Origin of the sequence: Methylobacter sp. (assembly GCF_004322395.1) — a bacterium.
GTDB lineage: Bacteria > Pseudomonadota > Gammaproteobacteria > Methylococcales > Methylomonadaceae > Methylobacter_A.
This window is the reverse complement of sequence record NZ_SCTW01000029.1, coordinates 200,939-216,044: the sequence shown is the minus strand read 5'-3', so window position 1 is coordinate 216,044 and position 15,106 is coordinate 200,939. Positions and strand designations below refer to the sequence as shown.

The 15,106-nt window shown below is 45.5% G+C and carries 12 protein-coding genes; all 12 read left to right on the top strand.

Annotation, left to right across the window (positions count from 1 at the left end; translation table 11 throughout):
• The first annotated feature begins 13 nt into the window (after positions 1-13).
• Positions 14-1,975: a transketolase C-terminal domain-containing protein gene (locus EPO18_RS04715; RefSeq protein ID WP_292431197.1), complete on the top strand. Its 1,962-nt coding sequence runs from the start codon at positions 14-16 to the stop codon at positions 1,973-1,975.
• Positions 1,976-1,982: 7 nt separating this feature from the next.
• Positions 1,983-3,572, top strand: a complete 1,590-nt coding sequence (locus EPO18_RS04710) for an FkbM family methyltransferase (RefSeq protein WP_292431194.1) — start codon at positions 1,983-1,985, stop codon at positions 3,570-3,572.
• Entirely contained in the window at positions 3,565-4,494 is a 930-nt protein-coding gene (locus tag EPO18_RS04705) for an NAD-dependent epimerase/dehydratase family protein (RefSeq protein WP_292431192.1), read from the top strand. The genes EPO18_RS04710 and EPO18_RS04705 overlap by 8 nt, the downstream gene beginning before the upstream one ends.
• Positions 4,495-4,521: 27 nt before the next feature.
• Positions 4,522-5,463 carry a glycosyltransferase family 2 protein gene (locus tag EPO18_RS04700; protein WP_292431189.1) on the top strand — a complete coding sequence of 314 codons (942 nt, stop codon included), beginning with the start codon at positions 4,522-4,524 and terminating at the stop codon, positions 5,461-5,463.
• A 104-nt stretch (positions 5,464-5,567) separates the two neighbouring features.
• Positions 5,568-7,271, top strand: a complete 1,704-nt coding sequence (locus EPO18_RS04695) for a capsular polysaccharide export protein, LipB/KpsS family (RefSeq protein ID WP_292431186.1) — start codon at positions 5,568-5,570, stop codon at positions 7,269-7,271.
• Complete coding sequence (locus tag EPO18_RS04690; protein ID WP_292431290.1) at positions 7,240-7,938, top strand: acyltransferase; 699 nt, start codon at positions 7,240-7,242, stop codon at positions 7,936-7,938. The genes EPO18_RS04695 and EPO18_RS04690 overlap by 32 nt, the downstream gene beginning before the upstream one ends.
• Before the next feature lie 3 nt (positions 7,939-7,941).
• Complete coding sequence (locus EPO18_RS04685) at positions 7,942-9,204, top strand: glycosyltransferase (protein ID WP_292431184.1); 1,263 nt, start codon at positions 7,942-7,944, stop codon at positions 9,202-9,204.
• A gap of 9 nt (positions 9,205-9,213) precedes the next feature.
• Positions 9,214-10,053, top strand: a complete 840-nt coding sequence (locus tag EPO18_RS04680; protein ID WP_292431182.1) for an ABC transporter permease — start codon at positions 9,214-9,216, stop codon at positions 10,051-10,053.
• Between the two features lie 2 nt (positions 10,054-10,055).
• On the top strand, positions 10,056-11,378 hold the full coding sequence (locus EPO18_RS04675) for an ABC transporter ATP-binding protein (protein ID WP_292431178.1): 1,323 nt from the start codon (positions 10,056-10,058) through the stop codon (positions 11,376-11,378).
• Between the two features lie 231 nt (positions 11,379-11,609).
• A complete protein-coding gene (locus tag EPO18_RS04670) occupies positions 11,610-12,299 on the top strand; it encodes a class I SAM-dependent methyltransferase (protein ID WP_292431176.1) in 690 nt (229 codons plus the stop codon).
• Positions 12,296-13,378: a hypothetical protein gene (locus EPO18_RS04665; protein WP_292431173.1), complete on the top strand. Its 1,083-nt coding sequence runs from the start codon at positions 12,296-12,298 to the stop codon at positions 13,376-13,378. Before EPO18_RS04670 ends, EPO18_RS04665 begins: the two co-directional genes overlap by 4 nt.
• A 41-nt stretch (positions 13,379-13,419) precedes the next feature.
• Entirely contained in the window at positions 13,420-15,105 is a 1,686-nt protein-coding gene (locus EPO18_RS04660) for a hypothetical protein (RefSeq protein WP_292431171.1), read from the top strand.
• The last annotated feature ends 1 nt before the right edge of the window (position 15,106 follow it).

Sequence of the window (15,106 nt, the reverse complement as noted above, 5' to 3'; positions counted from 1 at the left end):
AAGGAGCCTAAAAGTGGGTGATCAAGTTGGACAAGCCGTAGAAGGCACATTGTACTACCTTCCTTACAATGAATTTGAGCGAATTCGTAGTCTCGATTTGCCTAGAGAACAGCGGGCTTCGATTTTTGCGGACATGTGCCGTCTAAACGCCCTCTACATGATTGCTTGTTCTGGATCAGGGCATATCGGCAGCAGTTTTAGTAGTATGGAAATTTTCTGCTGGCTGCTGCTGGAGGAGCTCGATATTGCCGAATCCCCTCAGACACAGGGTGACACCTTCTTCAGTTCCAAGGGACATGATGCACCTGGTTACTATGCGGTGCTCATAGGTCTGGGGCGTCTTCCGTTTGATCTTATTCATAAGTTGCGTCGCGTTGATGGCCTTCCCGGCCACCCAGACATTGGTACGCCCGGTATTGTTACTAACACCGGTTCTCTTGGTATGGGGGTGTCAAAGGCAAAAGGGATGATTTACGCAAACCGTCTTGCCGAGCGACCGGGGCGAGTGTTTGTGTTGACGGGAGACGGAGAACTTCAGGAGGGGCAATTCTGGGAATCTCTCATTTCAGCAGCCAACCATAATCTTCACGAGATTACGGTGATCATCGATCACAACAAGCTGCAGTCAGACACATTCGTTAAGAATGTTTCCGATCTTGGTGATCTGGAAGCCAAGTTACGTGCTTTCGGGTGGCGGGTAGCGCGTTGCGACGGGAACGACCTCGGCGCATTGGCTGCTACGCTCGCTTCACTTGAAGGCGAAGCCCAGCCCAAGATCATTATCGCGGATACCGTCAAGGGCAAGGGGGTTTCCTTTATGGAGCACACTTCGCTAGATTCTGACGTTGCTATGTACCGTTTTCATAGTGGTGCGCCCGATGCCCGTTCTTACCGATTGGCAGCACAGGAAATTATAAGCCGTCTGCAACAACGTACGAACGATGCAAGTACTGTAGCCCTAAGCTACGAGACCGTCGAGCGCGAGGCCTCCACACCACCGCCCGCCAAGGCGCAGCGTTTGATTAACGCATATACCCGAGCTTTGCTGGAGCAAGCCGAAAAGCATCCCGAACTCGTTGCTCTGGACGCCGACCTCATTCTTGATACCGGTCTCATCCCATTCCGTGATCAATACCCCAACCGTTTCTTTGAGTGTGGAATTGCCGAACAGGATATGGTCTCGGTGGCGGGGGGCATGGCATTGAAGGGGTTGCTGCCAGTGGTGCATTCATTTGCCTGTTTCCTCTCTGCGAGGCCAAACGAACAGATCTACAATAATGCTACTGAGCGAACAAAAATCATCTATGTAGGTTCGCTTGCTGGCGTAATCCCCGGAGGACCAGGGCATTCTCATCAGGCTGTGCGCGATATTTCTGCTCTGGCCGCTATGCCAGGGATGACCCTGATCGAGCCTTCCTGCGAAGCCGAAGTCGGCCCATTACTGGACTGGTGTATCAATGAGGCGCCGGGTAGTTGCTATATCAGACTGGTATCTCTGCCGTGGGAAATTCCTTACGAACTTCCAGAAGATTATCGGCCCAAACTGGGCCAAGGCCTAACCGTGGTTGGTGGTGGTGACGCTGTGGTCATCGCCTATGGACCGGTATTACTTAGTGCGGCAGTTCAAGCCGCAGCCATACTGGCAAAAGAGAAAGGTATCAAAATTAAGGTTATTAACCTGCCATGGCTGAACCAAGTGGATTTAGATTGGCTGAGGACAGAGATCGGGAGTTGTAAACGTGTCTACTGCCTAGATAACCACTATGTTATTGGTGGACAGGGAGATACCATAGCGAGGGTTGCCATTCAGTTTGAGCATAGCGGCATAATAATGTCTTACATTGGAATGGAAAATATTCCTCCCTCAGGAGCAAATCAGGAAGTCTTGCAATTATTGGGATTGGATGTAAATAGTTTAGTGGAAACAATATCTTATGGATTAACTGAGATATATAATTCCTCCATTAATAAATAGCAAGGCAATGGTCGATTCTAATACATCCGATAAACCTATTTCAGAAGTTCACATCAAGGCGTTATATTCACGCTTGCAGGGAGTCTTGGAAGAAAATTTATATGCTCCGGCGTTCTCTAAGCAGCTTCAAGTTTGGCGTGAAACATTGCACCCTCGGGGAAAAGCCGATATTCGAAGATTGGATGGATTTGACGGCCTGACAGTGCAGGTAAATCTGGGGGATCGACTGGGCTGTGATATTTATTATGGTTTCATTCAAGAGAGTTGGGATTACAGTTTGTTTATGGCAATCTTGAAGCCCGGGGATATTGTTATAGATATTGGTTCAAATTTTGGAATGTATGCGCTTGGTGCTGCGAAGCGCCTTGTTTCCAACGGAAGAGTATTTGCTTTTGAGCCAGATGTACGATCTATGTCGTTGTTGAAAGAGAATATTCGGCTTAACAAGTTTGAACATCTTGTTACATGCCAAGACGTTTGTATCGGTAGCTATGATGGGACAGTAGATTTCTACGCCGCTGCCGATCCATCATTTAGCGGTATTTATGATACGAACAGGTCAGAAACTACTGGCCGTTTAACGCTCCCGATTCGGCAGATCGATACTGTTATGCGAGAACAGGGAATAAGTCAGGTAAACAAGATTAAGATCGATGTCGAAGGCGCTGAGTATGAGGTGCTTGAAGGTGCCGCGGAAATCCTGGCAAGTTCTGATGCAATAATAATGCTTGAAATCTCTTCCAAGAATCTTGATAAAGACCGAACCGAGAAGCTTTCTGTAACGTTGGGAAAACTAGAGAATCAAGGATACGTTGCCTTTCAGATTGACCATGAAGTCACACCTGCCAAACTTATCTTCGATAAGTTCTTGATGAATATTGTTCGAAAGACGAGCGATGGGCAAACAAGAAACTATTTTCTTGTGAAACGTAGTGGGGAGCAATTCAATTTCATCCAAGATGTGTTTAATAAGCTTTTGAATCAAGATTCCTTGCCGCTGCAAGAAAACATTTATTATTCGAAGCCCTATTCACATTTGATAAAAAATACTGATGGGGAGAAGCAGCCGCTTTTGCTGCATGCGGAAATTGGAGAGCTAGACAACCTTCATGCCATGCTGTGGGCTGAGAGAATCGAAAAGCATATTGCTCTTGATTTCAACCGAAAATTGCTCACCCAGAATCATGTGTTAGAGTCAAAACTTGTCGAAGTCAGCAAAGAGCTGGCGGCGCAAGTGGAAGATGCAGCCATCAAAACCAAACTTGTAGAAATCAGTAAAGAGTTAGAGGAGCAAGTGGAAGAAGCTACTGCTATCGAAGCCAAATTTATCGAAATCAGCAAAGAGTTGGTTGTGCAAGAGAGAGAGAAAGTTGCATTCAAAGCTAAGCTTGCTGAGACCAACAAGAAGTTGGTTGCACAAGAAGAAGAGAAAGCCGTCTTCAAGGCTAAACTTACAGAGACCAGCAAGAAATTGACAGAGACTAGTAAGAAATTGACAGAGACCCAAAATGAGTTATCCACTCTAAATAGTGGCTTTCTTGGATTTCTATTCAGAATAAAGAGGCGATTGTTAAACAGGGGCATCCTCCATGTCTAAGCACATCATCATTACAGGTGCAAGCGGTTTCCTTGGGAGCTATGTAGCTCGACATTTTTCCCACCAAGGGTGGATGGTTTCAGGTATTGGACATTCGGCGAACAATTTCTCAGCAAAGAAATATGGTATTTCTCATTGGCTGGAGGCAGATGTCAATTTGTCGTCCTTATCGAAGTTAATTGAAATAACAAAAAAACCAGATGTCGTTTTTCACTGCGCAGGCAGTGGGTCAGTCGGAAAGTCCTGGGAAGCGCCACTGCAAGATTTCGAGAGAACGACACTAACGACTGCTGCCGTGATTGAGTCGATGAGACGTCATGCGCCGGAGTCTCTGCTGATTTACCCATCCAGTGCGGCCGTCTATGGCGAGTCAATCGCCAATACGTTGAGTGAGGAAAGTGCATTAAATCCCATGTCACCTTATGGTCTTCACAAACTTGTATCAGAAGATTTGTGTTTTGGTGCACACCGTATTTTTGGCATTCGCGTTGCAATCATTCGATTCTTCTCAATCTATGGCTCCGGTTTGCGGAAGCAGTTGCTGTGGGATATCGCAAGGAAACTAAGTGCAGGCGGCGACACTCTGACGCTGGATGGAACGGGGGCAGAGCTCCGAGACTTTATTTATGCTGATGATGCTGCCCTTTTGGTGGAGAAGGTAGCCGAACAGTCCCCAACAACTGAAACCATAATACTTAACGGTGCGACCGGTATCCCAACAAGCGTAGCGTCAATCGCACAGCTACTGGTTGAGGCTATGGGGAAAACAGGTTCCGTCAATTTTGAATTTACTGGACTTTGTCGGCAAGGCGATCCATTACGGTTGGTCGGTGACACATGCAAGCTCAAGCAAATTGGATTTCATTCTCAGGTATGTGTTGAAGAAGGTATCCGTCGGTTTGTGTCAACCTATTTTGATTGAATGCATTTACAGAAACAGGCAATTTTCATGAACCCAGAAACTCCAAAGCTAGCGATTGTTGTTGGTACATACAATCGGCTTGATCAAATCCAGCGATGCGTTGAAAGCATCCTACGCGAAACTACGACACCTTTTGTATTGTTCATCACTGATGCCGGTTCGACTGACGGTACCGTCAAATATCTGGAATCCATCCGGTCCGATGTTATCAAACCTCTCCTTGTCGGAAAGCTTCTCGGTCAGGCAAAAGCCTACAATGATGTTTTCGCTTTGGTTACTACTCCTTATGTTTGCTGGCTTAGCGACGACAATGTGGTAGTCAATAGGGGGTTGGATATAGCATTTGATATTCTGGAGTACGACCAAAGAATTGGGATGGTTGGACTGAAAACCCGTGACGTTCAGGGGCCATTTGTCGATGCGCCTTACATTGGCGGGATTTCGGAAGTTGGCATTTTGAATGTCAACCAAGGCATGTTGAGAACTCCCGTACTTAATAAAGTGGCTGGCTTCAGCGAAGCGTTTCGGGATTACGGTATTGATCCGGATCTCACAGCTAAGGTGTTGTTTTCCGGCTATGACATAGTCTATACAAAACCCGTGTCTCTCCACCACTACCGCAACTGGAGCACTGATAAGTCAAGTCCTGAATATAAGAATATTAAAGAGAAAAACGATCGTGCACGGAAACTTTATGCTAATAAGTACTCCCAGTTTTTGCGTACATCGCCAATTTTAAAGTTGAAACAAACTGCTCGTTTTGCGATTAAAAAAGCGAAATTTCCGAGCGTTGGACGCACCAAAAAGTTAGTAGCGAGTAACTTCTCTCGGGACTGGTCGAATATCCTCAGTGGTCGCTACATCAGCTTGCTTGATTCTGTTTTATATTGCGGAAAAAAATATCATTTACGCCAGAGGTGTCCGAAGTATCTACTGCCTAGTTCACTTCCAGATGACCCAGAGCTTTAGCAGCAAAGGAAAAAGTCAAGCGGTGTTTAATTTATGTATCGCCATCTTTACGTACAGGTCGGATGATATGATATATATCAGAAATTGTTTTTTGGAGCGGTAGCGTGAGGCAAATATTAAATTCATTTCTTAAGCGCTTTTTGAGGAAGAGAAAAATCGTATCAAGGAGTGTACACAAGAATTTTCCTGACTGGGCGACCCTGTTAAGGACTGGTGATCTTTTATCAAACAAATCGAAAAGATCAGTCGGTCCGATAAGGGTACTTCTTGCAACGAGCATAGGCGGGGATGCTCCAAGTGCAACGATAGAAAGCCTCTTGGGAGTAGCTCTTGCTTTGAGGGGAGCTGCTCCTGAGGTGCTCCTCTGTGACTCAGCATTGCCAGCATGTTTGAGAGGGAACGTAAATAATTATCCAGATGAGGGAGAATTCGTGAGAGTCGGTCCCAAAGAAAGGTATTGCAAGGGATGTTTCGAAAATAGCGAAAGTTGCTTCAGTTCTGCGGGAATTGCGGTTCACAAATATGGCGAGTTTATATCCGAAAAAGACAGGAGCACGGCGGCTTCTATTAGTGCTGAAACTCCATTTGAAGAAATAGCAAATTTCCATTTGGAAGGAATGTCAGTTGGAGAGCATGCGATTGCCGGCGCTTTACGTTTTTTTGCAAGGGGAACACTAGAAGGGGAGCCGAACGGAGAGGCGATTCTTCGCCGGTTTTTTGAGGCGGCCCTCCTTACCACTTATGCCGTGAATGAGTTGTTTGAGCGAGAGAAATATGATGTTGTAGTATTTAGTCATGGCATCTACATCCCTTTGGGTATTGTCGGCGAAGTGGCCCGGAAGAAAGGAATCCGTATCGTTAACTGGGTAACCGCTTATAGAAAACAGCGCTTCATTTTTAGCCATGGGGATACTTACCACCACACAATGATTTCGGAACCGATCGAACATTGGGATAATATGCCTTGGACTCAGGCGCTGGAAGAGCGCACTATGGCATACCTTGAGAGCAGAACGCAGGGTACGAGGGATTGGATCTGGTTTCACGAAAAGCCTGAAGAAGAAATGGCAAAAATTGCTCAGGAGCTAGGTCTGGATCCGTGCAAGCCTATAATCGGTCTTCTAACCAATGTAGTATGGGATGCTCAGCTCCATTTTAAAGCTAATGCATTCGCAAACATGTTGGACTGGATTACGGAAACTATCAAATATTTTTCGGATCGACAAGAACTGCAATTAGTGATCAGGGTGCACCCAGCAGAAATACGGGGTACAGTGAAGTCAAGGCAGCGTGTAATGGACGAGATAAATAAGCGATTCGGAGAATTGCCGACGAACATATTCGTTATTGGGCCAGAAAGCCCAATAAGTACGTACGCGGCTATGGAAGCGTGCGATTCGGTTATTATCTACGGAACAAAAACTGGTGTTGAGTTGACTGCAAGGGGCATACCCGTAATTGTTGCTGGTGAGGCCTGGGTTAGGAATAAGGGGTTAACCTCGGATGCAAACACCCAAAAAGAATATGTCGGAATACTAGATAGTCTTCCTTTTGGAAAAAGGCTTGATAGAGAGAGCGTTATGAGGGCAAGAAAATATGCTTATCATTTTTTCTTCAGAAGGATGATACCGTTATCTATGGTTATTCCGAATGAAGGATTCCCTCCTTTCAAGGTGAGTTTAAAAAACGGGGAAAGTGATTTGGCACCAGGCAAAAGTTTAGGGCTTGATGTAATCTGCCAGGGTATATTAGAGGGTAAGGAGTTTATCTACCGTGATGAAATTGACAGTGAACCGCAAATTGATTGATTTTTTACGCAGATTTGTTGTTGAGGAAAAAACGAATGTTGACTCCACAATAAAAACGGAGACTAACGGGATCGGAATCTATCAAGGTAAAGCTGTTAAATCTCACCCTGCAATTAGGTGTGGTAACTCGATTCTGGATAAATCTTTCGGTGTTGAGTTTAGAACCGAACGAAACACTGTCTGTGTTGAAATCGGGGATAACTGCATATTAAAAAATAAAATAATATTTGAAACGGATTCAGGCTTCGTGAAAATTGGAAACGGCTGTTTTATCGGGGGATCCAGAATAATATCTGCCAGCTCAGTTGAGATAGGCAACTGGGTTACCATGGCGTGGGGAATAACTATTTACGACCACAATTCCCATTCTCTCGACTATAGAGAGAGGGTTAATGATCAAAAGCAGCAACTGGCAGACTGGGGCTCCGGCAACTTTATCAAAAACAAAAACTGGGCGGTTGTAGACAAGAAATCTATCAAAATAGGTGACTATGTATGGATTGGTTTTGATGCGGTTATCTTGAAGGGTGTAACGATTGGCGATGGCGCAGTGGTCGGTGCGCGTTCCGTTGTTACCCATGATGTCGAACCATGGACTGTCGTTGCGGGAAATCCCGCCAAAGTCGTTAAAAGGCTCTCCCCCGGTGAAATAGCAACGGACGCATAAAATATGAGTACTATACGTAAACCCATAAATATCTATCTTTTGATGACCGGCGGTAATCACTGGGTGGGAGGAGTTCAATATACGCGGAATCTTATACAGGCAATGGATCTATTGCCTAAAGACGAGAAACCAAGCGTTGTCTTGTCTTTGGGAAAGAAAAATCTTAATTTTGGTTATGAACAGGAGTTTGGTGCTTATGACTTCGTAAGGCTGGAGGAAAGTGCGCCCTGGATCAGCATTGTTAGTTCTGGTGTTCGCAAGGTATTTGGCGAGAGTGTATCTAAACGTTTTATTTCCCTAGCTGATAGGCTCACTTGTACTGCAAGGAAATGTACTGTTGCCTATCCAGTTAAAGGTCTCCCACTCGCGATGAATATCGAGAGCGTGTTGTGGATACCTGATTTTCAATATAAGTGCTTGCCAGAGTATTTTTCTGAGGAGGAAAGAAAGCAGCGTGATCTGAGTTATTCAAAAATGTTGGATAATGATTCAATCCTTGTTCTCAGCAGCGAATCGGTTAGAACTGACTTCGAACGCTTCTTTCCAGAGCATAGAAACAAAAAGGTCAGAATCCTCAGGTTTATTTCTGTGATGAACAAGGATGATTATTTGTCTGATCCGGACGAAGTTTGTGCACGATATAATCTACCGGATAAATTTATATACCTCCCAAATCAGTTCTTCATGCATAAGCGGCACGATCTGGTCTTTTTAGCATTGGCAAAACTGAAGAGAAATGGTGTCAAGATCAACCTTGTTTGTACGGGTAACAGTCAGGACTATAGGTCTCAGGATTACTATACCTCATTGATTAATTTGCTCCATGACAATCAGCTTGCAGATCAAGTCAGTTTGCTCGGGTTAATTCCGCGTGCCGATCAGATTCAGATATTCCGCAAGGCTGCGTTTACTCTACAGCCGTCCATTTTTGAAGGGTGGAGTACCACTGTTGAGGATGGGATTGCGCTTGGAAAAGAGATTTTATTGTCCGATATCGCCACACACAAAGAGCAAAAACCCGAGTACGGGCACTTCTTCAAGGCTGGGTGTATTGACAGTCTAGTTGACTCAATTAATCAACTTTGGAATGTGGCCCGTCCCGGCCCTGATCTTGAACGCGAGCGGCTTGCTCGAATAGAGAACAGAAACAGGGGGCTCGAATTTGCTAGAACATTCCTGTATATTATGAGCGAGGCAGATGCAAAGCACTGCAAAAGCAGTATTTGCGACAAGCATGAACTTGAGAATTATTCAGATATTATTTAGATAACAAACATGCCTAGCTTTCACCAAAACCCGTATGAAGTGGTTATCAAACCACCGACATCATCTCAGTTTGTAGACGTTAAAGAGCTAATTCGCTTTCGTGGTTTGCTAAGGTCCATGTCCAGCCGACAAGTTAGAGCGGAATTCGGCGATTTGCACTTGGGAATCTTCTGGGTGTTGGCGCGTCCTTTGTTGATGACAGTCATCTTTGTGTTTTTCCGGCGCGTATCCAATGCCAATATAGGAGCATCGGTTCCTTATGCAGCCTATCTTTATAGCGGGCTGATTCTCTGGTTCTTCTTTACTGAATCGGTCAGCCGAGCAGCGGCGTCAATTAGTACGGATGGGGCGCTGATGCAAAAAGTTTACTTCCCACGGTTACTTAGTCCACTATCCAGTATATTGGCCCAGCTTTCCGGCCTTGCGATCGCCTCTATCCCTCTTTTCCTGATTATGGGGTATTATGGGCTGGTACCAGGATGGAATCTAATGCTGCTCCCCGTAGTGCTTCTCCAAACCATGTTGTTAGCCTTTGGTACGGGTTGTCTGTTTGCGGCACTGGCCACTCTGAGCCGTGATTGGGAGCGACTCCTCAGCCTGCTGCTCTATATCGGCCTTTTTGTTTCTCCTGTAATCTTCGCGCCGGATATGTTGCCCAAGGCGGCTCAAAGTATTCATATGCTCAATCCCATGTCCGGAGCACTGCTTGGTTTCCGCGCTACGCTGTTCTCGGATTATGTGTTGCCAGCCAATGAATGGTTTTATTCGTTGCTATTCTCGGGTGTGCTAGGGTTGGTAGGCGTATATGCCTTTCAGCGTGCCGAACGTACCTTCATGGACAGGATATAGCGATGGAAGATTACGCAATCAGTGTCCATGGCCTTTCGAAGCGGTACTCACTTGGGCAGAAAAAACGACGCCATGGTGCAAAGGGGATGCTACAAGGCTTAAGCGAATTGTTTGGTCGTGCGCCGCAAGATGACCACAGCACGATCTGGGCTCTCAAGGATGTCAGCTTCGAGGTCAAGAAAGGCGAACGCCTTGGGTTTGTGGGGAAAAATGGCGCGGGTAAGTCTACCTTGCTCAAGATACTTTCAAGAGTGGCCTATCCCACTGCAGGGGAAGCCCGTATCCATGGCCGCGTCACCTCCCTGCTAGAGGTCGGCACCGGATTCCTCAATCATCTGACTGGCCGGCAAAATATCTATCTCAATGCCTCGTTTCATGGGCTCTCAAAAAAGGAAACCGAGCAGCGTATTCCGGACATTGTCGAGTTTTCCGAGCTTGAGCGGTTTATTGACACTCCGATTAAATTCTATTCTAGTGGGATGCGTGCGCGGCTGGCTTTTTCAGTGGCAGCGCACTTGGATCCTGACATTCTGCTGCTGGACGAAGTGCTTTCGGTTGGCGATATGGCCTTTGCCCAAAAATGCCTGCAACGGGTGGATGATCTTACCAAGGGTGAGCGTACGATTCTATTTGTATCTCACAGCATGGATTCAGTTCGGCGCTTTTGTACCCGTTGCATTTGGCTCGATTGCGGACACGTCGTTATGGATGGTCCCGCCGACAAAGTGACGGATGCATTTACCAGCGACAGCATGACCTTGCGGGCGCACCAGAAATGGGTAGCCGATGATGCACCAGAAACTATCAAATCCCTTCTAGACATCCGCGAAGAAAACACAGTCAACGGTCTTCCTGAGTCTCCCCACGCCCGGCTGATTTCTGCAACCGTACTTGCGCAGGATGGGCGTCAGACATCAACTGTTTGTGTTACAGACGAAATTCGTTTAGAAGTTGTTTTTGAAGTTTTTTTTGAAAAAGCTAACATTGTTCCTTATTTTCGCATTATTACAGAACAAGATGTTTTGGCGTTTAATGCAGTCTACACAAACCTAGGATCAGTCCTGTCAGATTGCTCGGCACTACGGTATAGATCTGTTGCGATAATTCCATCGCACTTACTGAATACGGGTCGATATTTTGTTACTGTGGGTCTTTGCACTCCTAGCTCCGGAAAAGTTATTCGACACGACGAATCTCAAAGAGCGCTCTCGTTTTATCTGCATGAAGCACCTTACGGGTCTGCTTCTGCACTCGGTCCATATAAAAAGGTGCCTGGGGCTATTCGCCCGTTATTAAAATGGGAAGATGAAATTTTGATTGATTAGGCGTTGTAATCAGCAATTCCCGATTTAAACCCCTGTTAAAATAAAGGGCATTTTTCAACTCCTAGGTAACCGAGCGACGTAAGCTCGTCAACACAAAAATACATGAACTTGGAATTAGTTAAGCAGATACGCACCACACTGGGTGCACTACCGGATAGCCGAAAACAAGGCAACAACCGGAAATATGCCGTGGAAGAAGCTTGTAATACTTAATAACATGGAAAACTCAAATTGAATATACTTTTCGACCAACCTTATTATTTAGAGATTAACGAAGCTCGATGGGAATCCGCAGAGAAAATAATCTCATCATTGCCAAAAATAAAGACTTGTATTGATGCTGGTTGCGGCCCCGGCTGGTTTGCTGAGCGACTGGCAGAAAGAGAGTTGGTGGTTTTTGGAATTGATGGACGAGCTGAACTTACAGAAGAAGCTCGGCGTCGCGTCCCTAAAGCGATTTTCAGTACGATTGACATAACATCACTACAAGCAGCTGCATTTTTGCCCAAGGCAGACTTGGTCTTTTGTTTCGGACTGTTATATCATCTCGAAAACCCCTTCGCGGCCATACGCGCACTCTACCAAGCCTCAAATCGTTTTTTGCTGATTGAAACCCAGATTGCACCGGAGGAAGGCGCTGGTTTTCAATTGGTTTCAGAAGGTCAGAACGAGACCCAAGGTTTGACCTATCACGCGCTAATCCCATCGCGTAAAGCGCTGGTTAAAATGTTGTATGTCGCCGGATTTAGTCACGTTATGCGCTACACTGGTAAAGTTAATCATATTGATTTTAATGATTCTCTAAGCCGTAGACATCGCAGAGAGATCTTTCTTGCTAGTAGGGAATCAGGAGCATTTCCGGATTTTGTGCATGAAGATCAGCCAGTTACTCCAAAAATTGATTATACAATCAAGCCATGACGAAATTTTCTGATATTCGCGAGTCTCTGAATGGTTCAAAACCGGAGGATCAAAGCTTAGGGTATACTCTGCCTCTCAGCCAAGCTGCCTGCGCATTAGACTCCATGAAAACACAGGAGCCGATTGAAATCCTGGTGTCAACTTTTTCGGCTTTGCTTCATGTTTTAATGGATCCATACAGCCTTTCGCTTCAGGAGGTTCGAGTTGTTCACGAAGGCGCAGGGGCGTACTACAGTACAACTTGGGACGACAGCCGCTATTATGTATTAGTTCGTAACTATAACCAACCTATACTGGGAAACCAGATTCTAGTTTTCGATCGACAATTTCGACAACTTAGTGAAATGAACTGTGGCGGCGCCATCAGAGAAGGGCATCAAATCAGGTTGGTGGATGGCTGCCTACTTATTTGTAATACCAATAATAACTGCCTCACCAAGGTTAGGCTTACGGATAATTCAATTGAGCATTTTTATCCCCTTTCAGCATCGCGTGACTCGAATTTTAATCATATTAACTCTATCTCTTTTTATGGTAATCGTTTGTGGTTAGTGGCAGCAAATCGTTATCGTAACAGTTTTTTCATGTGCTTCGATTACCCATCGATGGCGTTGCTAGAAGTGGATGCTGTGGGGTTAGCTGCGCATAACTTGATCGAATGGCAGGAATGGCGAATGACCTGTGACAGCTATCATGGATCGTTAGTTCTCACTAGAAAAGGGTTTGATGAATCGAAAAACGAATTTCCGATGTTTACCATCCACCTCTTTCCAGATACAGATGAAGTCGCAGTTGAAAGGATTGTTATGAGCAATGCCTACTTCCGTGAGCGCCGGGGGGTTCCCATTTTCCCTAGAGGATTGGCCGTTTCCGGTAATCTTGCTTTAGTAGGCATCAGCGAAATCACAAGAAGAGCTATGCGCCATGACAGCCTTAGTCAGATTATGGCAATTGAAGGGTTAGAAAAAGTGCTGGAAGGCGGCAAGCCTGATCAGGTGAAAGCCAGTGAACTTGGGAGATATGGTGCGGTAATGGATGTTAGGATATTAAACCGAGATGATTTGGGTCATGCATTCTAGTGCGCTGCAAAACTGAGGCCGATATGAAAAAGGAGGTTGATATGATAAAAAATGTCGCTACAGGAGGCTGGCTTGCCATGATACTTTGGGCGGGACTAATTACTTATCTGCTGGTCAATGCGGCGGTGTTCGCGAATTTGGTGTATTATGAAAAATGGCCATTACAAGGCGACACTTTAAGTTATTGGACTCGAGATATAGCTTTATCGAAAACCTCGGGGCCTAATCAGGAAGTATCAAGTTACCGGATTCAGGCGCTCCAGGGGGTTAAGCTGAACGGAAAAGATCCCGTCAGGACTGCTTTTTTTGCTCTGCTTCCCGCTGATGCGCCGTCTTCAATAAATGGCCATTTATATTTTTCAGCCATAACGGCGTTTTTGTTCTTGTTTATGCTGATGATTGTTCTTCTAAGAAGAACAGGTTCATTCCTCTATGCCATGGCTGCCCCGCTGGTCACGCTATTGCCGAGTGGTCTATTTAATCCCATCTATGGTCTGCCTTCAAAGCTACCCGATCTACCGGCATCATTTCTATTTGGCGCTGCACTGTTTGCAATTTTTTCCGGTAAAAATTCCAGGAAATCGGAGCTGAACTGGATTTTTATAGCGGGTTTATTACTCGGACTTGCCACGCTGGCGCGCTATCAACTCTGGATTTATGGGCTCTTCGTCCTGGGGCCGATAGCCTTTCTCTGTGGAGTAAGACGGTATTTTACCGATGGGCGGCATGTTAGCGATATAGTGATTTACCCAGCGGTTCTAGTAGCGGGTCTTGGGATCATTGCGGGCTACTTTATTCTGACCTGGACACAGCAGATGCTCGCATTTTACTCTATTGCGGGTTATGCGCTTAACGCTACCATCGCTACGTCGCTCAAGACAACTGGCGTTCAACTTTTAGATTATCTCGGTATGACTGCTGTTTTGGCTGGTGTCCTGGTGCTGACGGGATTTATCTCGATACGCCATGGAATTTTGTCGAAGGCTAATGGGTGGGATGCACTAGCCATTTTGTGGGCACTGATTGCATATCCGTTTCTTTTGTTTGGAATAATGCGAGTTGAATCAATTGTTGAGCAAACATACTACGTTGTTCCAGGGTTGATGATTTTTTTACTTGCGCCATTCAACGGGGAGAAAGGCAATAAAAATAGTACAGAATTTAAAATCTTTTCCTTTTGTTTGATATTAATACTGCCCCTTGCGGCTATTGGAAAAACATATGGATACTTAAATTCGGAAAATTTTATTTATCCGCGCGAAGGAGACGTGAAAGTGGCCAAATTCCAGCATGACTTGGCTGAATTGGTTGCGGTTAATATTCCACAAGCGAAGAGTGCACAGCCAATAACTATCGACAGTAATTTTTTTTACTACGCCAGGATGATGGAGCTGCTGGTTAAAAGCAAATTCAATCGGGATAGCAAGTCCTTGATGATATTTCAAATTCGACAAAGCCAATGGAAATTAAGTTTTACTGGAGAAGAGGAAACGGACAAGTCGCGCATAATGAAAGCGCTGGCAGAAAAAGTCGGTATTTTTATGGCGCTGACCAAGCCCTTGGGAGATGCGAAAATGAATACCTTTGTTGATGATTATACGGAGCATCTTGCAGAATATGTCAACCTAGAACTTGCAGCGAATCCGGCCGTATGGGAAAAAAAGGGAGCAGTAACAGGTCCCTACGGAGAAGTAACCGTCTATAAAAATCGAACACAGGGGCATTAGC

Coding starts and splice junctions, on each gene's coding strand:
- EPO18_RS04660 (WP_292431171.1), top strand. CDS start 13,420: ATGATAAAAAATGTCGCTACAGGAGGCTGGCTTGCCATGATACTTTGG.
- EPO18_RS04690 (WP_292431290.1), top strand. CDS start 7,240: ATGAAATTGACAGTGAACCGCAAATTGATTGATTTTTTACGCAGATTT.
- EPO18_RS04700 (WP_292431189.1), top strand. CDS start 4,522: ATGAACCCAGAAACTCCAAAGCTAGCGATTGTTGTTGGTACATACAAT.
- EPO18_RS04675 (WP_292431178.1), top strand. CDS start 10,056: ATGGAAGATTACGCAATCAGTGTCCATGGCCTTTCGAAGCGGTACTCA.
- EPO18_RS04710 (WP_292431194.1), top strand. CDS start 1,983: ATGGTCGATTCTAATACATCCGATAAACCTATTTCAGAAGTTCACATC.
- EPO18_RS04705 (WP_292431192.1), top strand. CDS start 3,565: ATGTCTAAGCACATCATCATTACAGGTGCAAGCGGTTTCCTTGGGAGC.
- EPO18_RS04685 (WP_292431184.1), top strand. CDS start 7,942: ATGAGTACTATACGTAAACCCATAAATATCTATCTTTTGATGACCGGC.
- EPO18_RS04680 (WP_292431182.1), top strand. CDS start 9,214: ATGCCTAGCTTTCACCAAAACCCGTATGAAGTGGTTATCAAACCACCG.
- EPO18_RS04665 (WP_292431173.1), top strand. CDS start 12,296: ATGACGAAATTTTCTGATATTCGCGAGTCTCTGAATGGTTCAAAACCG.